20 protein-coding genes are annotated in these 25,906 nt (G+C 38.1%); 7 read left to right on the forward strand and 13 right to left on the reverse strand.

Features of this window, described 5'->3' with window-relative positions; translation table 11 throughout:
* Positions 1-70: 70 nt before the first annotated feature.
* Genes ASE92_RS09535 through ASE92_RS09545 form a run of 3 tightly spaced genes read left to right on the forward strand, consistent with a single transcriptional unit; the run spans position 71 to position 2,249 of the window.
* Positions 71-328 (forward strand): type II toxin-antitoxin system Phd/YefM family antitoxin, encoded by a 258-nt coding sequence (locus tag ASE92_RS09535; protein WP_056849858.1) that lies wholly within the window; start codon positions 71-73, stop codon positions 326-328.
* The gene (locus ASE92_RS09540; protein WP_056849859.1) at positions 321-575 is read left to right on the forward strand and encodes a Txe/YoeB family addiction module toxin; all 255 of its coding nucleotides are present in this window, start codon (positions 321-323) and stop codon (positions 573-575) included. The genes ASE92_RS09535 and ASE92_RS09540 overlap by 8 nt, the downstream gene beginning before the upstream one ends.
* Before the next feature lie 12 nt (positions 576-587).
* Complete coding sequence (locus ASE92_RS09545; RefSeq protein WP_056849860.1) at positions 588-2,249, forward strand: FMN-binding glutamate synthase family protein; 1,662 nt, start codon at positions 588-590, stop codon at positions 2,247-2,249.
* A 591-nt stretch (positions 2,250-2,840) separates the two neighbouring features.
* Here the strand turns inward: ASE92_RS09545 and asnS are convergent.
* From asnS to lpdA, 10 genes are all read right to left on the reverse strand, one after another.
* A complete protein-coding gene (asnS, locus tag ASE92_RS09555) occupies positions 2,841-4,289 on the reverse strand; it encodes an asparagine--tRNA ligase (protein WP_056849862.1) in 1,449 nt (482 codons plus the stop codon).
* Between the two features lie 163 nt (positions 4,290-4,452).
* The gene (locus ASE92_RS09560; protein WP_056849863.1) at positions 4,453-6,099 is read right to left on the reverse strand and encodes a M28 family metallopeptidase; all 1,647 of its coding nucleotides are present in this window, start codon (positions 6,097-6,099) and stop codon (positions 4,453-4,455) included.
* A 222-nt stretch (positions 6,100-6,321) separates the two neighbouring features.
* Entirely contained in the window at positions 6,322-7,308 is a 987-nt protein-coding gene (locus tag ASE92_RS09565; protein ID WP_056849864.1) for a transglutaminase family protein, read from the reverse strand.
* A gap of 40 nt (positions 7,309-7,348) precedes the next feature.
* Positions 7,349-8,284 carry an alpha-E domain-containing protein gene (locus ASE92_RS09570; RefSeq protein ID WP_056849865.1) on the reverse strand — a complete coding sequence of 312 codons (936 nt, stop codon included), beginning with the start codon at positions 8,282-8,284 and terminating at the stop codon, positions 7,349-7,351.
* Between the two features lie 9 nt (positions 8,285-8,293).
* On the reverse strand, positions 8,294-9,742 hold the full coding sequence (locus ASE92_RS09575) for a circularly permuted type 2 ATP-grasp protein (protein ID WP_056849866.1): 1,449 nt from the start codon (positions 9,740-9,742) through the stop codon (positions 8,294-8,296).
* A 455-nt stretch (positions 9,743-10,197) separates the two neighbouring features.
* Positions 10,198-10,725, reverse strand: coding sequence for a ferritin (locus ASE92_RS09580; protein ID WP_056849867.1), 528 nt, complete (start codon positions 10,723-10,725; stop codon positions 10,198-10,200).
* A gap of 437 nt (positions 10,726-11,162) precedes the next feature.
* Positions 11,163-11,522 carry a hypothetical protein gene (locus tag ASE92_RS09585; protein ID WP_056849868.1) on the reverse strand — a complete coding sequence of 120 codons (360 nt, stop codon included), beginning with the start codon at positions 11,520-11,522 and terminating at the stop codon, positions 11,163-11,165.
* Between the two features lie 81 nt (positions 11,523-11,603).
* The gene (locus ASE92_RS09590) at positions 11,604-12,161 is read right to left on the reverse strand and encodes a GNAT family N-acetyltransferase (protein WP_056849869.1); all 558 of its coding nucleotides are present in this window, start codon (positions 12,159-12,161) and stop codon (positions 11,604-11,606) included.
* Positions 12,162-13,001, reverse strand: coding sequence for an MBL fold metallo-hydrolase (locus ASE92_RS09595; RefSeq protein ID WP_056849870.1), 840 nt, complete (start codon positions 12,999-13,001; stop codon positions 12,162-12,164).
* A 135-nt stretch (positions 13,002-13,136) separates the two neighbouring features.
* Positions 13,137-14,525, reverse strand: coding sequence for a dihydrolipoyl dehydrogenase (gene lpdA / locus ASE92_RS09600; RefSeq protein ID WP_056849871.1), 1,389 nt, complete (start codon positions 14,523-14,525; stop codon positions 13,137-13,139).
* A 781-nt stretch (positions 14,526-15,306) separates the two neighbouring features.
* Here lpdA and ASE92_RS09605 point away from each other — a divergent pair.
* Both ASE92_RS09605 and ASE92_RS09610 read left to right on the forward strand, forming a co-directional pair.
* Complete coding sequence (locus ASE92_RS09605) at positions 15,307-18,720, forward strand: TonB-dependent receptor (RefSeq protein WP_056849872.1); 3,414 nt, start codon at positions 15,307-15,309, stop codon at positions 18,718-18,720.
* A 136-nt stretch (positions 18,721-18,856) separates the two neighbouring features.
* Positions 18,857-19,135, forward strand: a complete 279-nt coding sequence (locus tag ASE92_RS09610) for a hypothetical protein (RefSeq protein WP_056849873.1) — start codon at positions 18,857-18,859, stop codon at positions 19,133-19,135.
* Positions 19,136-19,200: 65 nt separating this feature from the next.
* Here the strand turns inward: ASE92_RS09610 and ASE92_RS09615 are convergent, their stop codons facing one another.
* Genes ASE92_RS09615 through ASE92_RS09625 form a run of 3 tightly spaced genes read right to left on the reverse strand, consistent with a single transcriptional unit; the run spans position 19,201 to position 24,676 of the window.
* Positions 19,201-22,431, reverse strand: coding sequence for an error-prone DNA polymerase (locus tag ASE92_RS09615; protein WP_056849874.1), 3,231 nt, complete (start codon positions 22,429-22,431; stop codon positions 19,201-19,203).
* Positions 22,432-22,437: 6 nt separating this feature from the next.
* A complete protein-coding gene (locus ASE92_RS09620; RefSeq protein WP_056849875.1) occupies positions 22,438-23,937 on the reverse strand; it encodes a DNA polymerase Y family protein in 1,500 nt (499 codons plus the stop codon).
* A 1-nt stretch (position 23,938) separates the two neighbouring features.
* Entirely contained in the window at positions 23,939-24,676 is a 738-nt protein-coding gene (locus tag ASE92_RS09625; RefSeq protein ID WP_056849876.1) for an ImuA family protein, read from the reverse strand.
* Between the two features lie 90 nt (positions 24,677-24,766).
* Here ASE92_RS09625 and ASE92_RS09630 point away from each other — a divergent pair, with 90 nt between their 5' ends.
* Together ASE92_RS09630 and ASE92_RS09635 are read left to right on the forward strand one after the other, a co-directional pair.
* On the forward strand, positions 24,767-25,387 hold the full coding sequence (locus ASE92_RS09630) for an alpha-ketoglutarate-dependent dioxygenase AlkB (RefSeq protein WP_056849877.1): 621 nt from the start codon (positions 24,767-24,769) through the stop codon (positions 25,385-25,387).
* The gene (locus ASE92_RS09635; protein WP_056849878.1) at positions 25,384-25,833 is read left to right on the forward strand and encodes a hypothetical protein; all 450 of its coding nucleotides are present in this window, start codon (positions 25,384-25,386) and stop codon (positions 25,831-25,833) included. The genes ASE92_RS09630 and ASE92_RS09635 overlap by 4 nt, the downstream gene beginning before the upstream one ends.
* Positions 25,834-25,906 lie beyond the last annotated feature (73 nt).

Here is a 25,906-nt window from a genome sequence, read left to right on the forward strand (position 1 = left end):
ATTCTAAATATGTACAAAAATTTGTACAGTAATTTTATTATTTTTAATTTTGAAGCGTAAAAGTATAAAAATGGAAATCACAAACTACACCTCATTCAGGCAAAGTTTAAAAACTTATCTTGATAAAGTTTTTTCTGATCACACACCTTTGTTTGTAACACGTGCAAAGGGCGAAGATGTGGTGGTATTATCAAAAGCAGATTATGATAGCATGCAGGAAACTTTTTACTTATTAAGAAGTCCAAAAAATGCTTTACGATTAGAGCAGGGGTTAAAAGACTATGAAAATGGCTTAGCCAAACCACAAGAATTGCTTGATAATGAATAAATTATTTCTTGATGTTGCATGGGAGGATTATCTGTATTGGCAAAAGGTTGATAGCGTTATCTTGAAAAAAATCAATGCATTATTACAAGAAATTGAGCGTACACCATTTGAAGGCAGAGGAAAGCCTGAACCATTAAAACATCAATACTCGAGTTGGTGGTCTCGAAGAATAAATTTAGAACACAGACTGGTTTACAAGGTAGAAAATTCAGCTATTATTATTCTGCAATGTAGATATCATACTTAATTTGAACAAAATATGAGAAAAGCTTTCGTTGCTATTGCAGCATTTTTAGTTGCCCTTACCATTATGTTGGGCCTTTATCATCCGTTTTTATGGTGGACATTCCTTTTCACTGGTCCTTTTGTAATTCTCGGCGTTTATGATTTATATCAACCCAAACATAGTATTGTAAGAAATTACCCGGTATTTGGGCGGTTGAGGTATTTCATGGAAGAATTAAGACCAAAAGTTTATCAATACTTTGTAGAAAGTGATACGAATGGTACGCCTTATAACAGGTTAAACAGGTCTTTGATTTATCAACGTGCTAAAAAAGATAACGATACTATTCCATTTGGAACGCAGCTTAACGTTTATGATAATGGCTACGAATGGTTAAGCCATAGTATTGCTGCCATTTCCCATCACGAGCTTAATTCTGATCCACGTGTGCTGGTGGGTGGACCTGATTGTAAGAAACCATATTCAGCAAGTATCTATAATATCTCAGCGATGAGTTTCGGTTCTTTAAGCCAGAATGCGATTTTAGCGTTGAATGGTGGTGCCAAAATGGGCAACTTTGCTCACAATACAGGTGAGGGCGGAATCAGCGACTACCACCGTCAGCCCGGTGGAGATCTGATCTGGCAAATAGGAACCGGATATTTTGGCTGCCGCCATGAGGATGGGACTTTCAATTATGAAGCCTATGCCGAAAGAGCGGTAACCGACCAGGTAAAAATGGTGGAGATTAAATTATCACAAGGTGCGAAGCCAGGCCATGGTGGGATGTTGCCCGCAAAAAAGGTTACGCCAGAGGTCGCACGGATTCGTTTGGTTCCACAGGGCAAAGACATCTTATCACCACCAGCTCACTCCGCATTCAATACACCAATCGGACTCCTAGAATTCGTAAAAACGTTAAGGGATCTTTCTGGCGGAAAGCCTGTTGGATTTAAATTGTGTATCGGGCGCAAGAGCGAATTTTATTCCATTTGCAAAGCGATGATTGAAACCGGTATCTATCCAGATTTTATTACCGTGGATGGGGGTGAAGGTGGAACAGGTGCTGCGCCACAAGAGTTTTCTAACTCGGTGGGTATGCCATTGAGAGAGGGTGTAGCTTTTGTTTATGATGTATTAAATGGTTTCGACCTCAAAAAACACATCAAAATCATAGCTTCGGGCAAGGTTTCTTCCGGATTTGATTTGGTAAAAAACATCGCATTAGGTGCCGATATGTGTAATGCTGCCCGCGGAATGATGTTTGCCTTGGGTTGCATTCAGGCTTTGGAGTGTAATAACAATACTTGCCCAACGGGTGTGGCCACGCAAGATCAAAGTTTAATGAAAGGTTTGGTTGTAGAAGATAAAACTGTACGGGTGAAAAACTTTCATAATTTAACAGTAGCTAGCGCAGTTGAATTATTAGGCGCTGCAGGGCTTCGCGAACCGTCACAGTTAAGCCGAGCTTATATTAACAGGAGGGTAAGCCAGAATGTAATGCAGTCTTATCTGGAAACATTCCCCTATATTCCTGCCGGAAGTTTGCTGCAAACCCCTTATCCAACACGGTTTGAATTGGGGATGGCACTGAGCACATCAAAAAGTTTTGCGCCAACCGATTATAAAGTTTCTGCTGTTGATTATCAACATGCTAACTCTTATAATGATACCATGAGTGAAGAAGGAATATAGTTGAGCTTTTTTTGAAATTTAATAAGGAGCCAAGTTCTAAAACCTGGCTTTTTTGTTTTTGATGTTTTTGACTAATAGCGTTCTGATGGATGAAGATAAATTAGCTTGCTATGCGTCGTTTCAAACGAAGAAATCTTCTGAATCCGTTTTGAAAATTACAAAGATTTCTCAGTTCCGCTGCGTTCCATTCGAAATGACGACCGCCATAGAAGGTAGTGATGCTACTGTTTCTGATTCTAGTTTTAGCGTCTCGCTAAGACTCAAAAGTACGATAGTTCGGGATTTAATGATAGGTCTTAGCAAGACGCTACGACCAGAAAAGCGTAGTCGAAGGGCTATTCAATAATCCGTCTTGCCGGATTCTAGTCTTAGCGCCTCGCTAAGACTCAAGTATGATCGTTCGGCATTTAATGTTAGGGTCTTAGCGAGACGCTACGACCAGGAAAGGTTTTGAAAAGTACAAAGATTTCTCAGTGCCCCTGCGCTCTATTCGAAATGATGATTAGTTAGTAGTAAAAAAAAAGTCCGTTTGAGCAATTCAAACGGACTTTTTGTACAATTGGATTTTCGTTTTTATCCTTTTCGCTTCAATTAAAACTCTGCGTTTTTAGGGAAACGAGGGAATGCGATCACGTCGCGGATGTTTGTCATCCCGGTAACGAACAATACCAAACGTTCGAAGCCCAAACCGAAACCTGCATGTGGTGCCGATCCAAAACGGCGGGTATCTAAATACCACCACAACTCATCCTGTGGGATATTCATATCTTCCATACGTTTTGTTAAACGATCTAAACGTTCTTCACGTTGAGAACCGCCAATCATTTCGCCAATGCCTGGGAACAAAATATCCATAGCTGCTACAGTCTGTCTGCCTTCAGCATCTGGCTCATTCTGACGCATGTAGAAAGATTTAATGTCAGCAGGGTAATCGGTTAAGATCACTGGTTTTTTGAAGTGTTTCTCCACCAAATATCTTTCGTGTTCACTTTGTAAATCTGCTCCCCACTCATCAATTAAATATTTAAACTGTTTCTTTTGGTTTGGTTTAGATGATTTCAAAATTCTAATCGCTTCTGTATAAGTTAAACGTTCGAACTCGTTAGCTAAACAGAAATCCAATTTTTCCAACAAACTAAATTCACTGCGCTCATTCTGAGGTTTTTGTTTATCCTCTTCAGCTAAACGCGTATTTAGAAATTCTAGTTCTTCTTTGCAGTTATCTAAAGCATATCTAATTACATACTTCATCATGTCTTCTGCAAGTTGCATGTTATCTTCCAAATCAGCGAAAGCCACTTCTGGCTCAATCATCCAAAACTCAGCCAGGTGGCGGGTAGTATTTGAGTTTTCGGCTCTAAAAGTAGGACCGAAGGTATAAATCTGTCCGAATGCCATTGCCGCCAATTCGCCTTCTAGCTGACCGGAAACGGTTAGGTTGGTGGCACGGGCGAAGAAATCCTGTGAAAAATCGACTTTCCCTTCATCAGTACGAGGAGTGTTGTCGAAATCTAACGTTGTTACTTTAAACATTTCTCCCGCTCCTTCGGCATCACTTGCGGTAATCACTGGCGTGTGCATATAAACAAAACCACGCTCGTTGTAAAACTGGTGAATGGCAAAAGCCAAAGCATGGCGAACTTTAAATACGGCATTAAAAGTATTGGTACGGAAACGCAAGTGGGCAATTTCACGTAAAAACTCCAAGCTGTGTTTTTTTGGTTGCAATGGAAATTTTTCAGGATCACTATCTCCCAAAATCTCAACCGTTGTTGCTTTGATTTCAACCGATTGGCCCTTTCCTAACGACTCGACCAATTTACCAGTTGCAGAGATAGCTGCACCGGTAGTTATTCTTTTTAACAGCTCTTCTGGTAAATTATTAAAATCAACTACAACCTGGATATTGCCCATGCAAGATCCATCATTTAAGGCAATGAATTGATTATTTCGGAAGGTTCTAACCCATCCCATAACCGTTACTTCTGTGTCAAATGCTGTCGACTTTAATAAATCTTTAATTTGCTGTCTCTTAATCATATTGTTATTTGTAAAAGCCGCAAATTTATGAAAAAAAATGAGGTTAAATTGTTGTATTGCTAAATTGTTTGATTGTTGAAAGTTACTAACGCTAATAAACAAACTGCCTTTTAGTGTTAGTAACTTTACATTGCCAATTGATAACCGAAAACTATCAATGAATTTATTTTTCCATCGACTTATCTCTTGCTGCTTTAAACTCTGATCCGGCTTTCCATTGCGGAAAAGTAGTTTCGTTGCTTAATTTGTAACCTACAGTAAATAGGATGTTGGCAATTTGCGCAAAGCCTTTCGTGTTCATTTGTGGCGAGTAAGCATCTGAAGGTTGGTGGTAATGTTTTTCATTATAGCCCAGTCTTTGTTCTTGTCCCCATTTAGCGCCATGTTCCTTGCTGTTGAAGCCATTCACGATATCGATTGCGGGTACACCCACTTTTGCAAAATTGAAATGATCAGAACGATAGTAGCTTCCGGCACTTGGGCGGGTGTCGCCAACTGCTTCCAAATTATTATCCTTGAGTAGGCTAATGATATAATCTTCCACTTCGTTTTGGCCTTTTCCTTTAATAGAAATGTCTTTCGTTTCGCCATAGAACCCTAGCGCATCCATATTTAAGTTGGCTACCGTTTTATTTAATGGATAGATTGGGTTTAAGGCATAATATTCCGAACCTAGCAAACCTTGTTCTTCACCAGTTACTGCCAGAAATACAATAGATCTTTCTGGCTTTTCTGTTGATTCCTGAAAAGCTTTGGCGATAGACAGCATTGCTGCAACACCGCTTGCATTATCTACAGCGCCATTGTAGATAGAATCGCCATTAACTTTTGGTCCGATGCCGAAATGATCCCAGTGTGCGGAGTAAATAACCGTTTCTTCTGGTCGCTTGCTTCCTTTAATAATTCCGATTACATTTTGCGAAGTGGAATATTTGTATTTATTGTTTAAAGTTACAGTTACCTTTTGGTTTAGCGGAACAGCTTTAAAATCCTTTCGTCGGGCATACTCACGAATATCTCCGGCGATTCCAGCATTAGCCAGTAACTTTGTTGCCGCTTGCTCCGTCATCCAGCCTTCGAGTTTACATCTTGATTTGTGTTTGTCGGCAGCCTGTAGGTATAACCTTGCACCCGTATTGCTATTGGTAATCACCGACCAGCCGTAGCTAGCAGGTTCTGTTTGATGTATAATGATTACGCCAGCAGCGCCTTGCCTTGCAGCTTCTTCGTATTTGTACATCCAGCGGCCATAATAAGTCATGGTGTCGCCTCTGAAATACATTTTATCTTTTGCGTTAAAACCAGGATCACTGATTAATACCACGACTGTTTTACCCTTTACATCCAGGTTTTTGTAGTCATTCCAGTTAAATTCTGGTGCCACAATACCGAAGCCCGCAAAAACAAGCGGTGAATTTTTTAATTGAATGGTATCCTGTTCTCGTCTGGTAAATGCAACGAAATCATCAACCGCTTTAAATTCCAATTTTTCTTTCCCGCCAGTAATTTCCATTTTTTCTGATGGGGTAGAAGTGATTTCTACCATGGGCACTTTTTGAATGTAATTGCCATTGTTGCCAGGTTCTACTCCGGCTGTTTTTAGTGCCAAAGAAATATAATTTACAGTTTTAGTTTCGCCAACCGTAAATGGGCGCCTGCCTTGTAGTGAATCATCAGCTAAAACAGCAAGGTGTTGTTTTATTGTTTCTGGATTTATGGGGCCTAAGCTTTTAGATTTTTTTTCTTCTTTACAGCCGAAAATGAGAGCGATGCTCAATGCAGCTAAGCTTAATATTTTAATTTTGCTCATATTATTGTGCGATTAATAAATAAGTCATCGGATGAATATAAGCAAAATGGAGATATTCCTCCAATGACTCATTAATGAAGGTATTTCAATGCAAGCAAAACAAAGATCTAACTATATGAATTTATCGGATGAATACGTCTAAAACGCAGATATCAATCAGGTGAACAAATTGTTTTATGCCGGCAATCTTGCCTGGTCCTTAAATCTTGAAAATCCTGATCTCTATTGTTGTTGCTGTTGCTGCATGGCTTCCATATATTGCTGGTAGCTGTTTTGCTTTCTAACGGTAGTCGCTAATCCTGATGGTTTGGTATAATTTACTTCTTTGGGTTGGAAATAATTCTCATTGTCATTAAAATCTTCATCGTTATAACCTACCGATACATTTACTTCCATAATGTGCTCAAAACCACCTTTATAAACGCCTTTTACAGGTGAGCAATCGGCAAAATTTCGGCCAACTGCCAAACGAACATGATTTTCATTGGCGATGCAATTGTTGGTAGGGTCGAGACCTAACCATCCATATTCTGGCAAATAGGCTTCTGCCCAGGCATGGGTTGCGCCTTCACCACGCATGCCATCTCGGTTCGGGCAAATGTATCCACTTACATATCGCGATGGGATACCCGTTAACCTTAACATAGCAGTAAGCACATGTGCAAAATCCTGGCAAACACCGGCTTTCAATTTTAAAATTTCTTCAATGGTGGTATCTACTGCAGTAATTCCTTTAATGTATTCGAAATTGCTGAAAACGTGTGCACAGTATTTAACTGCTGTTTGATATGGCGTATCTTCTGCTGCTTTAATGGATAAAGCGGTTTCTTTAAGTTGAGTTATTCCCGTAAAAGATTCTTGTCTCAAATAATCAATATAAGGCACTTCGTATCTGATGGCCGCTAAACTATTCCACTGTTCGCTGCTAAACATATCATCTTGAGGCAGTGGTTTAGGGAAAGTTTCTACACTAACCTTTGAAAATATTTTCAACTGTGTGTGGGGTTCATTTTGCGTAAAAGTTCCTACCTCGTTTCCATAATAATCTATGAAAATTTCAATCTCCGGACTACCTGAAATGTTAAGGTCGTGTTTAACCACCTTTTGGAAATCGTCTTTTATAGGAAACAAAATAATCTGATTAGCGCTATCCCGAACCGGCGACTCGTATTTATAATTGGTGATATGTTTAATTTTAAAAATTGGCATAGTGATGTTGGTTATTATCTATCGGGATGATTATTTAAGACTATGAATTTGCGAAATAATATTCGTTTAAAAGGTTTCCGATGCCAAAAAGTTCAGCCCGGATTTCAGTTAAATAATCATGCAGTTGCTCTTCTTCCATTGTGTTAACCGAACTATAGGTAATCATACTTTTCAAGCGACCTATTTTAAACGACAAGTTGTTGTAATGTTCAATATTACTTTCGCTTTTTAACCTGCTAAAATACCTTTCGATATTGTGCATCGAGTAAAGTGCCGATCGAGGAAAATCGTTATTTAACATCACTAATTCGATGATATTCTTAGCATCAAAGCCTTGTCTATAGGTTTTCAAATAAAGCTCATAACCACCTAACGATAAAAGTAAATGTTTCCAGTAAGAGATATCAGTTAACAGATCCGGGTTGTCGCTGATGGAACTGAATTTAATATCTAAAATATCAACAGATTGAATACTTCTTTCCAAATGTTTCCCGATTTTCATAAAACTTCGGCTTTCGCCACGTTCCATAGCGCTATCTGCCGTTCCGTGGTAAAGCATTACTTGTTTAATCAAAATATCCAGCGCTGTAATTGGATCATCCTTTTGTACATACCACAACAACTTTTCGTCTTTTACGGTGTGGTAATATTCGTTTAAACATTGCCATAAATCTTTAGGAATGTGCTCTTGTACGCTTCTTGCATTTTCTCTGGCCAACGTTACAATATTTAAAATCGAATTTGGGTTTTCACGGTTCAATAATAAATATTCAATCACGGCTCTGCTATCGTGCTGAATGTTTAATAGTTCGTTTTCATCATCAGCAGAAAAAATCCTGATCACGGGTTTCCAGGTAAATTCCTGGATGGTATCTTGCGATGAGGCATAATTTATTTTTAGCATGCGAAGCATACCATCGCTACGCTCCACATACCTGCTCAACCAATATAAGCTTGATGCTACTCTACTTAACATATTTTTATTCTAAGAAGTTAAAACCCATGTATCTTTACTGCCGCCGCCTTGCGAACTGTTTACCACCAAAGAGCCTTCTTTCAGGGCCACCCGGGTTAATCCACCGGGAACAATGGAAATTCCATCCGGTCCGTTTAGTGCAAAAGGGCGTAAATCGATTCTTCTTGGTGCCAGTTTTCCGTTAATAAAGCAGGGAGCAGATGATAGGCTTATAGTTGGCTGAGCGATGAAATTTCGGGGATCTTTTAGAATTTCCAGTTTGTAATCATCTGTTTCCTGTTCCGAAGCTGCATGCCCCATTAACATGCCGTAACCGCCACTTCCATTGGTTTTTTTAATCACCATCGTGTTGATGTTCTGAAAAACATAATCCAATTCATCGCGGTTGCTTAACTGGTACGTGGGTACATTTTTTAGTATGGGTTCTTCGTTCAAATAATATTTAATCATATCCGGCACGTAGGTGTAAACTGCTTTATCGTCAGCAACGCCATTTCCAACGGCATTTACGATGGCTACATTGCCTTTTCGATAAGCGCCCATTAATCCTGCTACGCCTAAAACACTGTTGGGGTTAAACACCAGCGGATCGAGGTAATCATCATCTACCCGGCGATAAATTACATCAACCTGTTGCAGGCCTGTGGTGGTTTTCATGAAAACTTTCTGGTTTTTAACCACTAAATCCCGGCCTTCTACCAATTCAACACCCATCAATCGGGCTAGCGTAGTGTGTTCGTAGTAGGCGGAATTGTACATTCCCGGGCTTAAAAGCACAATCGTCGGGTTTGATACCGCTCTTGGGGAAAGCGCCACCAGGTTTTTGTAAAGGATGGCGGGGTATTCGGTTACACTTCTTACGCCGCATTGCGGAATCAAATCAGGGAATAGTCTTTTCGTTATTTCCCTGTTTTCAAGCATATAACTCACCCCTGATGGGGTCCGCAGATTATCTTCAAGTACATAGAAGGTGCCGTCGTGGTCCCGGATCAGATCAATGCCAGCAATGTGGATATAAATGTCGTGAAGTACATTCACATTGTGCATCTCTCTTAAAAAGTGTGGGCACGAATAAATTACATTGATAGGTACAATTTGATCCTTGATGATAAATTGATTGCTATACACATCTTTTAAGAAAAGATTCAAAGCCTTTAAACGCTGTTTAATTCCTTTTTCAATAAACGACCATTCACTCGAGGTGATGATGCGGGGGATGATATCGAAAGGAAAAATCTTTTCAATTCCTTCACCGCTATCGTACACGGTGAAAGTAATACCCTGACTCATGAAGAGTTTTTTTGCCAACTCTTCTTTTTTGTTTAGGTTTTCGAGAGATTCTTTAGAGAAATTATTGATGAAGTTTGAATAGTGATTTCTGTAATTGTCACTATTTAAAAACATTTCATCATAAGTTTGGGGATGATTTAAGTAATTTTTTATAAAATCTTCTATCATTTGACTTAAATATTTTGTTAAAGTATGATTTTGAAAGTAAAAAATGAGTTTTTTCTAATAAAAAATTGTAATTAAATGTTTTTATGGTATTTTTTGGAGGTATTATAGTCTGTTTTGTAGTTGTATTTTCTATTTCTTTATGAATATTTTAATTTATTTATAAATATTACTTGCTTATATGAATAAAGTTTGTACTTTTGTAATGCTCGTTAATTATTATTATATATTTGGTTTAAAAAAAGCGCTGGCAACGGCGCTTTTTTTATAAAACTCTTCAGACTTATTCATAATCAACATAAAACCAAACCAACTAAACTAAAAGAAGCTTTCAAGTGATCACTTGGAAGCTTTCTTTTTTAATAAGGCTTTAGTTTGGGAATAATGCACAAAAAAAAAGACCATCTTGAGGTTAATCAAGATGGTCTTTTAAAGATATGTTTTGTTGATTGTTATTATTAATCTTCCGAATAGGTAATTTTATTCACATGTTTGTCTATTTCCCATCTTCCAGTTCCTTCTTCACCAATCACTTCGAATAGTTCAAGCGCTCTACGTGCTTTATATTCTTCTTCACGTTGCTCTTTCAAGAACCAGTTCAAGAATTCCATGGTTACGAAATCTTGTTCTTTATGGCATCTCGCCGCTAAATTTTTAAAACTTTGCGTAATTGCAATTTCTGCCTCAAGTGCATCTTCAAATACTTCTCTAAAACCTGCAAAGTCTGTTTTAATTCCTGTAACTTCCGGAGAGATTGCATTGCCACCCATATCTAAAACGTATTTGAACAATTTTAATTGGTGCATTCTTTCTTCTTCAGATTGTTTTGTGAAATAATCTGCAGAGAAATCGTAGCCTTGTTGGTTACACCAAGACGCCATTGATAAATATAGTGATGAAGAGTGAGCTTCTTTTTTTATTTGCTGATTTAAAAGTGTTTCGATATCCTGAGATATTAAACATTTTATACGCATAAGATCTTTCATAATTTCTGTGCTTTAATAACAATACAAATGTAAAACGAAATTGTTCAATTATACTATTTATTTGCTATATGAAATTAGTCTAAATTGCTGATAATAAGTTATTTGTAATGAGTTTAAATAATGACAATGTTCGGCGTATTTTGCTGAATAACGTTTAACGGATACCGATTGGAAGACAGGGAGATAGTACTTTGATTTGAAGTAAAAGCCCGATAGCGCAACGAACAAGTTAAGGATGAAGATGCAAAAATGAAGGCGAAAATATTAGAGATTGACTAGTTGAGCAGGAAGGTGAACAGGTAAACGCCGGGGATAAAGAAGAAAATCGACTACTTTCTAACGGATATAAAGCACCAATTGATTATTCAGAAATATACTAGTGAGTATTGATTCAATGAATGAACAACAAATGAACTACCGGCGATTAAACCAATGATCTAATAAACTAATCTATAAAGACAATCGCTAAGCAGGTGGTTGAGTTTGAACATGGTAAATGCGCCTTGCAGTAAATCTTTTAAAGCAACAATTTCCAGTGCACTTAATAAGTAAATATGCTCGCAACCATTAAAAGTTACCAACTCGAAATCAGCCCGGAGTGTATTTAGTAAAAGCTCTTCGATGTCGATTTGCTCCACTACCTTTTTTAGTTTTTGTAACGACAGGCAATTATATTTGGCAAACTTTCCACCAAAGTCAACATAAAAGCAATTTAATTTATCTGATTGATAAACAGAGCCATGTGCATTTGAGAATACGTTAACCAGTTCATTAATATCAATACAAGCTTTTTCCATGTATTGCAAAAATTGGCATTATTTAGATTAAATACAAATAAAAACAAAAATAAATTTTCGAACTGACATCAAGCTGTTCATTTAAGTATTGTAAATAAGATGATCGTATTCTCCACCCATAAATTTTTGAGCATTCTGCATTTTAAAGCCAGACTTTTTATAAAGGTTTTGTGCAATCAGGTTTTGTTTTTCTACTAGCAGTCCTACTTTTTGATGTCCGAGCGCTGAGGCCCACTTTATACCAGCCTGAATTAATGCTTTGCCAATTCCTTTCCCCTGTGCTTCTGGAACAACGCTCAAGGTATCGAAATAAAACTCTCCTGAATGAGTTTCCGGCTCCGGCTCAAAGTTTTTTAAATTGTGCTTCTCTGCCAAATATTCCAGAAAACCTTTTCTCAATGCAAGTAAATCGCCGCCATTGTAGGCATTTAATGCACCAAGAACTTTGTCTTCCTCTACATATACTATTGTGTTTTCGTAACTGTATTGATTGCCGTGCTGCTGAAAGAAATTTTTGAATAATTCGAATATCACTTTTGGATTACTAGAGTTGGCAAACTTAGCCGCCAGTTCATCCATCGCTGAAACAATTAATGGAACTACCGCATCTGCATCACCTGGTTTTGCTGGCCTAATCATCTAGATTTCACTCAATTTAAATGTTTGATCCACCCGTATCCCTTTTTCAGTTCTTTGCAAAGTACAGCACTCGTTCAAAGGATCATGTTCTAGATAAAGAATGTAGTCGTTATCTACCGCTTCATTTAAAAAGGCCTGTTTTTCGGTTAATGTTTGCAGTGGAAACATATCGTAAGCCATTACATAGGGCAGGGGTAAATGACCAACAGATGGTAAAAGATCGGCCATGTAAACGATGGTTTTTCCTTTATATTTTATTTTCGGCAACATCATCGCATCGGTATGGCCGTAAGCAAAAGAGATGTTAATGTTGGGTTGCCATTCTATATTTTCTTTTTCTTCTACAAACTGAAGTTGCCCACTTTCTTGGATAGGTAGAATATTTTCTTTTAAAAATGATGCTTTTTCACGGGCATTTGGTTCTACAGCCCATTGCCAATGTTTTTCGTTACTCCAATACCGGGCATTTTTGAAAGTAGGGGATAGCTGGTCATTCTCCCTCTTAATAGCGCCGCCTACATGATCAAAGTGCAGATGTGTTAAAAATACATCGGTGATATCATCCAATCCGAAACCCAATTTAGCTAGTGATGTGGTGATTGAATCATCGCCATGCAAATAATAGTGGCTAAAAAATTTGTCATCCTGTTTATCGCCAATTCCGGTATCAACCAAGGTGAGCCTATTTCCATCCTCAATTAAAAGGCAGCGCATGGCCCATGTGCAAAGGTTGTTCGAATCTGCCGGATTGGTTTTTTGCCATATTGCTTTCGGAACAACACCGAACATGGCGCCGCCATCCAATTTAAATAGACCTGTGTTTATAGTATGGAGTTTCATCTGCTAGTATTTAGTATCAAGTATTTGGTATCAAGATGTGAGTTGGCTATTAAGTTTTAAAAATACAAAAACCCTTTAGAACTAACTAAAGGGTTTTCGTACTTTGACTAAAGACTAAAGACTAAAGAACCCGACTTACAAGTGGATAACTTCACCGTAAGCATCTGCAGCAGCTTCCATAATGGCCTCACTCATGGTTGGGTGAGGGTGTACAGATTTTATCATTTCATGACCAGTGGTCTCTAATTTACGGGCAACCACAATTTCTGCTATCATTTCAGTAACGTTAGCACCAATCATGTGTGCGCCTAATAATTCACCATATTTGGCATCAAAAATTAATTTTACAAAACCATCTTTTGCGCCAGCAGCACTTGCTTTACCTGAAGCTGAGAACGGGAATTTACCAATTTTCAATTCGTATCCAGCTGCCTTAGCTGCTTTTTCCGTATAACCCACTGAAGCGATTTCTGGAGTGCAATAAGTACAACCTGGAATGTTGTTGTATTCCAAGGCTTCCACATGCTGACCAGCAATTTTCTCCACACAGATAATGCCTTCGGCAGATGCTACGTGTGCCAATGCCTGCCCACCAACCACATCGCCAATGGCATAATATCCTTTTACTGAGGTATTATAAAATTCATCAGTAACGATTTTACCTTTTTCAGTTTTGATTCCAGTTTCTTCTAAACCGATATTCTCGATGTTTGCGACAATACCAGCTGCAGAAAGTACAATGTCAGCCTCAATAGTTTGCATGCCTGATGCCGTTTTAACAGAAACTTTACAGCCGGCGCCAGCAGTATCAACTGATTCAACCGAAGCTGAGGTCATTACATCGATACCTACTTTTTTCAAGCTACGCAATAATTGTTTAGATACATCTTCGTCTTCTACCGGAACAACGTTTTCCATAAATTCTACGATAGTTACTTTTGTGCCCATTGTAGCATAGAAATAAGCAAACTCTACACCGATAGCGCCTGAACCTACCACAACCATGCTTTTTGGTAATTCTGGTAAAACCATTGCCTGGCGGTAGCCGATAATTTTTTTACCGTCTTGTTTCAAGTTTGGCAATTCTCGTGAGCGAGCACCAGTTGCGATAATGATATTTTTTGCTGTAAGTTCTTTTTGAGAACCATCTGCACCTTTAACTTCTAATTTATTTCCGGGTTTCACTTTACCGATACCCATCACTACGTCAATTTTATTTTTCTTCATTAAAAATTGAACGCCCTTACTCATGCCATCGGCTACGCCGCGGCTACGTTTTACAACTGCTGCGAAATCTGCTGTAGCACCCGCTGTAGTAATTCCGTAATCTGCAGCATGGTTAATATATTCGAAAACCTGAGCACTTTTTAATAATGCTTTAGTTGGGATACAACCCCAGTTTAAACAAATACCACCTAATGATTCACGCTCTACAATTGCAACTTTCATTCCCAATTGTGAAGCTCTGATTGCAGCTACGTAGCCACCTGGGCCGCTGCCTAAAACAATAACGTCGTAATTCATCTGTTTTTTTTAGTTTATTTTTTATTTGTCAGATGGAACTTTTCATAATTAAAACATCACTAAGTGATGTTTTGCGATTTAATTATGAACTGTTCATATCTAAAAAGATTTCTTTTAAGCTGTTTTATTGTTGGTAATCTCCCGGTTAGGAGAAGGCTCTTTGAAACAGATTTCCCTCGCTTTAATAAATTATATCAGCATTACACTTAAAAAACTTTTGTTTCTTATAATCCCCAAAACTAAAAAAAAAATGTTAATTGGCACTGATGAATATGAGATCCCGTGTCAAAATTCGGAATTTGACATATTACTTTCATAACCTGGTTGAATTATCGTTAAAAAAGATCTCTAAAATGTTAAATCATCATATAAAAACGAGCTTTTGAAGGCTAAGTAATAAATCCATAGTCCGAATATTATTTTTCGGGATAATTTAATCGCTTCATTCGGTATTAGTCAACAATTTGTAAGATTTAGAGCGCTAAAGGTGTAAATGTTTACAGGCTTTTTTTGCGAGATTCAGTAATAGATCTTTTTTTGATTCGATAATGGCAAGATTATATGTGATTCTTTAAGAAAAATTTAATGTTGCTTACAAACGATTGATAAAGTGAAAGTTAAAGGACTTATTAATGATGTTAATTGTTGAAAAGTTTTGGAATGCTTAACGATAATTTAACATTGAATGTTAAAATGTGTTAAATATTATTAAGTACATTTGCGCCAATAAAATCACCCCCGATTATTATTCAACAAACAAAAAACATTTAAAAAACAAAGTATGAACAAATCTTTACTTTTAAGATTAGTACTCGTTATTGTTGCAGTTGTAGGTATTACTTTCGGTGCTAGTGCACAGGTTACCACATCATCAATGACAGGAACAATTAAGGATGCCAAAGGCGCCTTACCTGGTGCAAGTGTAAAAGCTACACATACGCCAACCGGAACAGTTTACTCTGTTTCTACCAACAACGATGGCCGTTTTACAATTGGTGCGATGCGTGTTGGTGGTCCTTACACAATTGAAGTGAGTTTTGTTGGTTACAAGCCTTCAACTTTGACTGATGTTTATTTGAAAATAGGCGAGCCTTATGTAATAAATCTCACATTAGTTGATAACAGTTCAACTTTAGCAGAAGTGAAAGTAGTAGGCCAAAGCGCAAACAGTATTTTAAACTCAAACAAAAATGGAACTTCTACTGTAATTGCAAGACAACAAATCCAATCGTTGCCTACCATTACACGTAGTGTAAATGATTTGACACGTTTAACTCCACAAGCCAACGGACAATCTATAGGTGGTGGTAACTATCGTTCGAACAACTTCACTGTAGACGGTGCTAACTTCAATAATCAATTTGGTATTGGTCAGAATATCCCGGCGGGTGGTTCACCGATTTCAATTGATGCATTGGAGCAGATCTCTATCAATGTAACACCTTATGATGTTCGTCAGACAGGTTTTACAGGAGGTTCTGTTAGTGCTGTAACCCGTTCTGGTACAAATGCTTTTCAAGGTAACGCATTTTACACGATGCGTGGCGAAGAAAATCAAGGTAAAAGAATTGGTGATACTTATAGAATTCCTGATGCAGCTATCCAAAAATTAGATGAGAAAAATTATGGTTTCAGTTTAGGTGGTCCAATCGTTAAAGATAAATTATTCTTTTTCGTTAACTACGAGAAAAAACACACTATCCAACCAGGAACTACAAGAATTGCTTCTACTCCAGCTTTACCATTTGGTGCCCCTGGATCTCCTAACACGGTTGTGCAAGCTTCAGCATCATTCTTAAATGAAGTTTCTTCGTATTTATTTAACACTTACGGATATTCTACTGGTCCTTACCAAGGTTATTCTAATATTAGTGACAACGAAAAAATGTTTGCTCGTTTAGATTGGAATATCTCTAAAAATCACCGTTTCAGTGTTCGTTACAATCAGGTAGAAAGTCAAACTCCAGCATCTGCTAGTACTTCTGTAACTAACTCTGCTGTTACTGGTTCTTTAGGTTATAACAATTCAAGATCTGGTATAACTCCTAATGCTGGTTTACCTTTCTTTAACTCAAACTACTATCAGGCAGCAAATTTGTATTCAGCAGTAGCTGAATTAACTTCAAACTTTGGAAGTAAGTTAACTAACGTAGCCCGTGTGACTTATTCACACCAAAATGATCCTAGAAACTCGGATAGTTCGCCATTTCCATTAGTAGATATTTTAGATGGTTCACAATCGCCTACTTCTGCAAATGCAGGGAACGTATTAACTACTTTTGGTTATGAGCCATTTACTTATGGAAACCTACGTGATGTTAAAGGTTATACATATAGTGATGACTTAAGTTTAGCTTTAGGTAAACATAACATCACTTTAGGTTTACAGGCAGAATTGAGTACTACAACAAATGGTTTCCAACGTTTTGGAACAGGGTTTTATAGTTTCAGATCTTGGGATGATTTTAAAAATGGTGCAAAACCATTGCAATATTCGGTAACCTATCCATTAACTGCTGATGGCTCTCAGGCTTTCCCAAGCTTTAAGTTTGCTCAATATTCAGCATATTTACAAGATGAGTTTACTGTAACTGATCGTTTGAAGTTAACTGCAGGTATTCGTTTCGAACAAGCAACTTATCCTAATTCTCCAGGTATTATAACGCACCCATTAGTTGCTGCACAAACTTTTGCGGGTGGTAAAAAAGTAGATACCGGTGTATTGCCGGAAAACAGAATTTCATATTCTCCAAGATTTGGTTTTAACTGGGATGTGAATGGAGACCGTTCATTACAAGTACGCGGTGGTTCAGGTATCTTCACAGGTCGTGTTCCTTTTGTATGGATCGTTTCACAATCTAGTGATGCTGGTTTGTTGCAGTACTTGCAGACTTATTCTAGTGCTAATGGTGGAATTGTTCCTTCATTTAATCCAAGTATTGCTCCAAACTTGCTTACATCAACTAAACCAGCCGCTGGTACTAGTATTCCATCAACGATTAGTGTGATGTCGCGAGATTTGAAATTCCCTCAAACCTGGAAATCAAGTTTAGCATTTGATATTAAATTACCATTAGGTATTGTTGGAACGTTAGAAGGAATTTACGGTAAAGACTTAAATGTAGCTGTTGCCAGAAACATCAACTTAGTTGATCCAACCGTAATTAATATCACTGGTTTCCCAGATAATAGACCATTATTTCCAAGTTCTGTTCCTGGAAGACAAGAAGTTGATATTAACAGTGCTGGTATTCCAACGGCTAACGCTACTGGTTTATTAAACGTTACCGAGATGACTAACGCTAAAGGTGGTTACAACTGGCAAGCAACTGCACAGTTGACTAAGCAATTTTCAAACGGTGTATCAGCAATGATTGCCTATACACGTTCTGATCAACGTAACTATGGCGATGGCGCAGGTGATCAATTAGGAAACTTATGGTCAATTCCAGCTACCTCGACAAATCCAAACACACCAACTTTAAGTTATTCTAGTAACTTGAACCCAGATCGTATAATCGCTAATATCTCTTACAGAAAAGAATATTTAAAAAACCTTTCAACGTCAATCTCATTATTTTATGAAGGTTCTCAACAAGGTAGATATTCATACACTTACGGGGCTGATTATAACAGAGATGGTGTTAACGGAAATGATTTAATTTATATTCCTAAAGATGCATCTGAAATGAACTTTGTAGCTGTTCCTGCAAACTTAGTGACTTCTACTAATGCTGCTGGTGTGGTTACAACTAGAGCGTATCCAAGATCATATACTGCTGCAGAACAAACTGCTATTTTTGAGGCTTATATTTCTCAAGATCCTTATTTAAGTAAACACAGAGGCGAATATGCAAAGCGTAATGCTGCAACATCTCCTTGGAGAAATCAATTCGATTTAAGAATTACTCAACAAGTATTCAAAAACTTTGGTAAATCTAAAAATAGCTTTGAGTTTACAGCAGATATCTTTAACGTAGGTAACTTGTTAAACCGTAAATGGGGTAATGTAAATTTTGTGAACAATGCTAATATTTTGGTTCCTCAAAATCCAACTCTAGTTACAGCAACAACTAAACCAACATTTATTTTGGCTGCAGCACAAGGTGATATCGTTAGAGATACATTTGGTACTTCACAAACGATTTCTTCTACTTACTACATGCAATTCGGTGTTCGTTATAACTTCAACTAATACTTAATTTAAATAGTACTTTATAAGCCCCGACTGAAAAGTCGGGGCTTTATTTTTTAAAGATTTTTAAAAAGTCAAAACCTTTTCTACCCAATAGAATTGTATATACATATACTGTAAATTAAAATACAACGATATGAGCAGTTCAAAACAAACCCATGACCACGATACCATTAAAAAGTGGGTAGAAAAACATGATGGCGTACCTGCAGTAGTTGCAGATACAGCTGATGGAAAAGGCGGAGGACTTTTAAGAATTCATTTCCCTAAAAATAGTAATAGCACTGATTTGGAAGAAACCGACTGGGAGAATTTTTTTAAAGTATTTGATGATCACAAGCTCGACTTTCTTTATCAGGAAAAGAAGGCTGATGGAGAAGAAAGTACTTTCCATAAGTTTGTAGAAAGAGAATAAAAGTGAGTAAAAGCCTCTACCATCAAGTAGAGGTTTTTTTTGCCTTAAATTTTAGGCGTTTATTTTTATCTAAAATTACGGGCTTGCGGAATGGAAATTTCCTGTTCTGTTTTGCGTACCTGAGTTCTTTTATTTTCGACAGGAAAAGGAGCCGTTTTTTCATCAGAACGGGAAAGCGTTAACAAAGATGAATGATCATTCTCTACCTTGCTTAATTTTCTTAATAGCGGAGTAAGATCAAAGCAACGTTTTACAATAACATGGATCACTTCGCCTTCTCTTTGTAATTTTCCTTCTACCATGAGTAACCTGGCCTGTAGAATTTCTTTTCTATATTTTTCAAATAAGCTTTCAAAAACAACAAGATTTGAAAATCCTGATTCATCTTCAATAGTAATAAAACAAACTCCACCGGCTGTTCCAGGTCTTTGCCTTACCAATACAAGTCCGGCAACTTTTACTGTTGTTCCATCCTTAATTTCTGTTAAATCTTTATTGGCTGATACCCTTAATAAATTCAATTGCTCCCGTACAAAGCTAACCGGATGTGCTTTTAATGAAAGTGAAGTAGAAGCATAATCCTGAATCACATGCTCGGAGGTAGACATGAGCGGGAGGGATGTTTGTTTTTCCAGCTGACTTTCTGCCGCCTGATCTTTAAAGAGTGCAATTGGTCTATCGGCCAGGGCAGAAACTTCCCATAAAGCCTGGCGACGATCAAAACCTAAAGAACGAAAAGCATCAGCGTCTGCCAAACGTTCCATTGTGGCTAACGATACACCCACATCCAGCAGTTCATGAATATTCTGATAATGCTTTATCCGATGCGTGGTTAGCGCTTCAATATCTTCTGTTCTAATGCCTTTAATTTGTCTGAAACCTAAACGCAAAGCGTGATATTTCCCAACCAGTTCTTCCAAGGTATTATCGAAATAAGAGTAGTTGATATCAATCGGGCGAACCTCCACATTGTGCTTTCGGGCATCTATTACTATTTGCGCTGGCTGATAAAATCCCATGGGCATACTATTTAATAAAGCCGCTGCAAATACATCGGGGTAATAGCATTTTAACCAGCAGGAAACATACACCAATAGTGCAAAACTTGCAGCATGACTTTCTGGAAATCCATAACTTCCAAAACCCTCCAGTTGCTTAAAAATCCTTTTCGCAAATTCTTCATCGTAACCTTTAGCTACCATTCCAGAGATTAATTTTTTCTCGAACTGCGTAACCATACCTTTCAGTTTAAAGGTTGCCATGCTTCTACGCAATTCATCGGCTTCAGTAGGTGTAAAACCGGCAGCTACAATGGCAATTTTCATCGCCTGCTCCTGAAATAGTGGAACTCCCAAAGTTTTATTTAAAATTTCTTCCAGTTCTTTTGAAGGATATTCTATCACTTCTTCTTTGTTTCTTCTGCGCAAATAAGGATGAACCATGTCGCCCTGAATAGGACCAGGACGTACAATTGCCACTTCAATTACCAGATCGTAAAAGCATTCTGGTTTCAATCTGGGTAACATAGATTGTTGGGCCCGGCTTTCTATCTGAAATACGCCAATGGTATCTGCATGGCTAATCATTTTATATACTTCCGGATCATCGTATTCGTTAATTTTAGCCATAGAAAGATCGAGATTGTAGTGTTGTTTTGCTAAATCGAAACCTTTTCTAATGCAGGTTAACATACCTAAAGCCAAAATATCTATTTTTAAAAAGCCCAGTGTATCAATATCATCCTTGTTCCATTCAATATTGGTTCGATCAGCCATGCGGGCATTCAATATCGGGCAAAGATCGGTCAGTTTACCCTGCGTAATTACAAAGCCGCCTGTATGTTGCCCCAGCTGACGAGGGAAGCCCATCATTTGTGCAGTAAGTGAAAGTACTTTTCTTAATAGTGGATCATTAGGATTAAGCCCTTGCTCTGTTAACCTGTTCCCCTCAAACCATTCATCGGTAAATTCCCAAATGGATGCCGATAGCCTGTTAATGGTATCAACAGATAAGCCCATCACTTTGCCAACATCTCTAATGGCTCCTTTTTGTCGCTGTTGGGTAACGGTTGCAACAATCGCAGCCCGATCTCTGCCATATTTATTATAGATATATTGAATCACTTCCTCACGGCGTTCATGCTCAAAATCTACATCTATATCTGGTGGTTCATTCCTGGCCGAAGAAACGAAACGTTCAAAAAGCAAATCGAATTTTGTTGGGTCTACCGAGGTAATGCCCAGGCAATAACAAATGGTAGAATTTGCAGCAGAACCGCGACCCTGACAGAGAATTTTTTGTCCGCGGGCGAAACTCACAATGTCATAAACGGTAAGAAAATAAGAAGCATATTCCATTTCCTTTACAAATTTCAGTTCATAGGTAATGTTGTCAACAATTTTTTGGGGCAAATTTTCACCGAAAATTTCATGTGCACCTTTCCAGGCTAAATGGGTTAATTCTTCAAAAGGAGAACGCTCTCCATTGGTTATCTCTTCCGGATATACGTATTTGAGGCTATCTAAACTAAACTGACAAGTTTGCGCAATATGTACGGCATTTTGAAGGGCTTGTGGATATTGCCGGTAAAGTCTTAACATCTCGTCTGGAGTTTTAAGATGTCGTTCTGCATTTTTAAACAAATGAAAACCAGCAGTATGAATAGTGCATTTCTCACGAACACAAGTTAGCACATCCTGCAGCTCGCGTCTTTCTGGCCTATGGTAATACACATCATTGGTTGCCACTAAAGGAATTTTCAATTGGTTAGCAAGCGCTGTTAAACGAAACATCCGCTTTTGATCTTCTCCCTGATAATTCCTGGAGATAGCTAAATAAAGCTGATCATTAAGGTTATGTTTATATTCTGCCAAAGAATTTTGGAAATCGGTTTCAAAATCAAAATTTGCAGATAAAGTATCAGGAGGAATGGCGACAAATAAAATGCCCGATGAATGTTGATATACATCCTCCCTGTAAAGCAAACAGCTTCCTTTTTCGGTACGGAGGTTGCCAAGACTTAGCAGCGCTGATAATGTAGCATATCCTGCCTGGTTTGTAGGGTAAGCGAGCAAACTCGGGCCATCCTGCAGGTTTAACCGGCAAGCCGGGATAATACTGATTTCATATTTTCTGGCTGCGGCATGTGCTCTAACAATACCGGCCAGCGTGTTGTGATCAGTAATGGCAATTTTAGAATAGCCCATTTTTGCGGCTTCTTCTACCAATTCCTCAGGGTGTGAAGCACCTCTTAAAAAGCTAAAATTGCTGGTGATTTGAAGTTCTGCATATTCCATAACTATTTAAGCAAAAAAACCATGAATGAACCAACGGGAATTCTGGGCAGAGTAATGACCGGCCCTAAATAGCCAGTAACGGCAACCCTGATCATCTTCTACAATATAATAATCGCGGTGCTCTCCGCTTTCAAGCCACCATGAACGCTCTATCCGTTCTGGTCCATCTGCTTTTTTAATGGGATGACGTTTCCCTTTGTAAATAAATAACAAAGGGGGATAATCTGGAATAGGTGCAGTAACCTGAATATGTTCTGGTTGATGCAGCAATTGGATCGGTCTGCCTAATGGATTATGCCAGGGTAAATCATTGTTTTCAGTAAGAGAATCTGCTTTTTTTATAGCACGTTCCGGCCAATAATTGGCTTCAGGAATAAAGCGGCGAATAGCTTTCGGTCCCACTTTTCCGGCTACCCGATCTAGTAAAGCAGAAAGTGAGGGATTTTGAAGCCCTGATTTAGTAAGCCATAATTTTTCCTGTGGCTGTACTACAGGTTCAGTTTTGCTTGCTGATAAGGTAAAAAGCTCTACGCCTAAACCTGGCGCCAGTTTATCAATGTTTAAAGCAAACAGTTTGAATAAATGATCAGTATCATTGCTACTTTGATGGGTTCCAATTGTTGTACGGATAATTTTTCCATCTATCCGAAAACCTTTTAATTCTGCCTTGCGTAAACCGAGTCCATCATTTTTTAATCGGGTACAAATTTGTTCCAGTAGCTTTTTTATGGCTATTTCTATCGCGGTAGCAGTTCTTATGGGTTCAAGGCAAGGCAATCTTTCTTCATATTCAGGAATAATTATTACAGGATCAAAAACTTCAGGTAAATCACCAATGGCCTGGCCAATGCGATTTAATAAATTTTCTCCAAACCGGCGACGCAACACACTTCGCGGCATTTGAATAAATTGCGCTATTTTTTGCAGGCCAAGTTTATTCAAACGCTCTATGGTAGGTTGCTCCAGGCGGAGTGATGCGGCTGGCAGTGGCAATAAAGCATAATATTGTTTCCTGGCGGGAACGATGTTTTCCTGGCTCGAAAAACGAGCAACTGCCCAGCTAGTTCCAATGGTATCGGCAATGGCCAGTTTGGTAGTGTATCCAATTTCAAGCATGCGATTACTGATCTGGGCAAGGTAATGCGCTTCATTGTTCCATAAATGCGCACATCCGGTAATATCAAGCACAAGTCCATCAGGAGCGTCAATGGCTACCCAGGGCGTAAACCTGATGAACCATTCTGCAAGTCCTTTTAACAGTTTGATATTCCGGTCAGGTTTATCATCAAAAACCTCAATTTCGTGTACCAGTGCCCGGCCATCAGCCAAGGGCATGCCAACATGTACGCCCTGGCTTGCTGCTAAAGGGTTACAGGCGGTAATTATAATGCGACCGTGTACAGGTGCCGTAAAAACGAAAGCACATTTTTTTAGCTCCGGGCGGCGGATACAAAGCCAGTCCGTTAGTAAAAACGGAAACCATATACTTGCAAAACGCTTTTCCATATTAACTTGCCTGAAGTTTTTTAAGAGGTTGAAGAACTTTTTGAACCTGGTTGAGGTGTTGAAATGTGGTGCCATTCCAGGCCACCTCAAAACTTGCAGGCTGTGCATTTCTAACTTTAAGTAAATTTACCGACCAGGAAGGATGACCTACACCAGGCATGCCGTCGGGCAACAAACTTGGTAAATGCTTAATTTGCCATCGGGCCAAACAAGTGGTGTTGTTAACCTGCTGCGGGTTATTTCGTAAAATAAAAGCAGGTACTTTGCTTTTTTCAATTACCAATTGTAGCCGTCGAGATTGGCTAAAACTAAGCTCAGAAATTTCTGCGACTACAGCGCTTAAGTTTTCACATTTTAAAGCTTCTTCTAAAACCCATAAAATTTCTTTTTGATGATTAAGATCGATAAAAATAATTTGATCGGGTTTTAATGCAAAACGCTGCATAGCAGGGGGGAAAAGATTTCTGGAACTGCTAATCCAGATTGATGGACTACCGGTTTCCATTAATGCAGAAAGTAATGCGTTTATAAAGCCAACACTTGCCGCTGTATCTTCAGTTTCAATAGCAATAAATTCATGAATGCCCTCCAATGGAAAATTTTTATTCGGAAATGCATTTGCAAACAAACTCAATTTAGGTAAACTATTTTCTTGAATGCTTAATGTGGTATAGCCCTGCAAACCTAAAATTTGTTTCTTTAAATCTTCAATTAAGTGCCGTTTAGATTCCTTTTCCATAATCAACCTCCTGTTTTGAATTTAGTAAAGGCAAATATAATGCTAAAAATATTAGTAATTTATAAAAAGTTTTGCACCTTTGTATACGTTATGGAACAGTTAAGTTTTTTTGCTGAAGCAGGACAATCCATTGGCTTGCCATCGGATATTTTAACCTATAAAAACAACTTTATAGGGAAAACGGAAAGCGATTCACTTTTAATTCATTTAATAGAGAATACGCCATGGGTACAAAAAGTAGTGCGGTATTACGATAAAGAGATTACTACGCCCAGGTTATCTGCCTGGTATGGTGATGCAGAGCAGTTGGATTATGCAGCATTAGGCAAATCGATTCCTTTGTGTTGGACCGATGAACTATTGCAGCTAAAAGCTATGATAGAACCTGCCGCGGGCATCACCTTTAATTCGGTATTGCTTAATTATTATCGAGATGGGCAGGATTCTGTAACCTGGCACAGCGATAATGAAACCGTGATGGGCTCGCATCCTGTGATTGCATCTTTGTCTTTTGGCCAGGTTAGGTCTTTTGATATTCGCCTAAAAGCAAACCACTCAGAAAAATATTCTATTAAATTAGAACATGGCTCGTTGCTTTTGATGAAAGGTAATTTACAGCAAAAGTGGGATCATCGGATTGCGAAATCCAAACGATATATGAAGCCCAGAATCAACCTCACCTTTAGAAAAATTATTAATCCTTCAATATGATCAAGCTTCATTATATATACGAAGACCCAACTGAAAGTTTAGGTTTCTGTGCTTATCTTTTGTTACAGGAAGAAAACCAGCAATCATTTTTAATTTTAAATGATGATGAAATATTGGGTCAGATAGAATTGATTAACGGAGATTGGCGAAACCTGAGCGACCAAAAACTTGATGAACAATTTGTACAATCAATTGGCAAATTTTTAAAAGGACAACAGTTTTTAAAATTACCCAAACTGATAAAAGATCGTTGGCCAATGTGGGTAGAGGAGGTTATTGTTCAATCAGAATCTATGTATCTTATTGTAGCCAAATCCAATATAGAATTTCATTCTTTTGAAAAGATTTTCCGTGATTTTATTCCTCAACTTGTTAAAGACGAATGGTTGATTTGTTTTAAAGTTTACGATGCAAACTTTGAGGCTGGATTTGAATTGGAAGTTTAATTTAAATCTTGATAAAAATTATAATTTATCAATGGGTGTAAAATTACAATTCTAAAGAAAACAAAAATGGCGC

The sequence above is a fragment of the Pedobacter sp. Leaf41 genome (genome assembly GCF_001422545.1).
Lineage (GTDB): Bacteria > Bacteroidota > Bacteroidia > Sphingobacteriales > Sphingobacteriaceae > Pedobacter.

Bases quoted from the DNA above. Each gene is read 5' to 3' on its own strand.
- ASE92_RS09625 (WP_056849876.1), bottom strand. From the start codon at position 24,676: ATGGAAAAGGAATCTAAACGGCACTTAATTGAAGATTTAAAGAAACAA.
- ASE92_RS09615 (WP_056849874.1), bottom strand. From the start codon at position 22,431: ATGGAATATGCAGAACTTCAAATCACCAGCAATTTTAGCTTTTTAAGA.
- ASE92_RS09585 (WP_056849868.1), bottom strand. From the start codon at position 11,522: ATGGAAAAAGCTTGTATTGATATTAATGAACTGGTTAACGTATTCTCA.
- ASE92_RS09540 (WP_056849859.1), top strand. From the start codon at position 321: ATGAATAAATTATTTCTTGATGTTGCATGGGAGGATTATCTGTATTGG.
- ASE92_RS09635 (WP_056849878.1), top strand. From the start codon at position 25,384: ATGATCAAGCTTCATTATATATACGAAGACCCAACTGAAAGTTTAGGT.
- ASE92_RS09605 (WP_056849872.1), top strand. From the start codon at position 15,307: ATGAACAAATCTTTACTTTTAAGATTAGTACTCGTTATTGTTGCAGTT.
- ASE92_RS09630 (WP_056849877.1), top strand. From the start codon at position 24,767: ATGGAACAGTTAAGTTTTTTTGCTGAAGCAGGACAATCCATTGGCTTG.
- ASE92_RS09575 (WP_056849866.1), bottom strand. From the start codon at position 9,742: ATGATAGAAGATTTTATAAAAAATTACTTAAATCATCCCCAAACTTAT.
- ASE92_RS09590 (WP_056849869.1), bottom strand. From the start codon at position 12,161: ATGATTAGGCCAGCAAAACCAGGTGATGCAGATGCGGTAGTTCCATTA.
- ASE92_RS09545 (WP_056849860.1), top strand. From the start codon at position 588: ATGAGAAAAGCTTTCGTTGCTATTGCAGCATTTTTAGTTGCCCTTACC.
- ASE92_RS09580 (WP_056849867.1), bottom strand. From the start codon at position 10,725: ATGAAAGATCTTATGCGTATAAAATGTTTAATATCTCAGGATATCGAA.
- ASE92_RS09565 (WP_056849864.1), bottom strand. From the start codon at position 7,308: ATGCCAATTTTTAAAATTAAACATATCACCAATTATAAATACGAGTCG.
- ASE92_RS09560 (WP_056849863.1), bottom strand. From the start codon at position 6,099: ATGAGCAAAATTAAAATATTAAGCTTAGCTGCATTGAGCATCGCTCTC.
- ASE92_RS09620 (WP_056849875.1), bottom strand. From the start codon at position 23,937: ATGGAAAAGCGTTTTGCAAGTATATGGTTTCCGTTTTTACTAACGGAC.
- ASE92_RS09535 (WP_056849858.1), top strand. From the start codon at position 71: ATGGAAATCACAAACTACACCTCATTCAGGCAAAGTTTAAAAACTTAT.
- ASE92_RS09610 (WP_056849873.1), top strand. From the start codon at position 18,857: ATGAGCAGTTCAAAACAAACCCATGACCACGATACCATTAAAAAGTGG.
- ASE92_RS09595 (WP_056849870.1), bottom strand. From the start codon at position 13,001: ATGAAACTCCATACTATAAACACAGGTCTATTTAAATTGGATGGCGGC.
- lpdA (WP_056849871.1), bottom strand. From the start codon at position 14,525: ATGAATTACGACGTTATTGTTTTAGGCAGCGGCCCAGGTGGCTACGTA.
- asnS (WP_056849862.1), bottom strand. From the start codon at position 4,289: ATGATTAAGAGACAGCAAATTAAAGATTTATTAAAGTCGACAGCATTT.
- ASE92_RS09570 (WP_056849865.1), bottom strand. From the start codon at position 8,284: ATGTTAAGTAGAGTAGCATCAAGCTTATATTGGTTGAGCAGGTATGTG.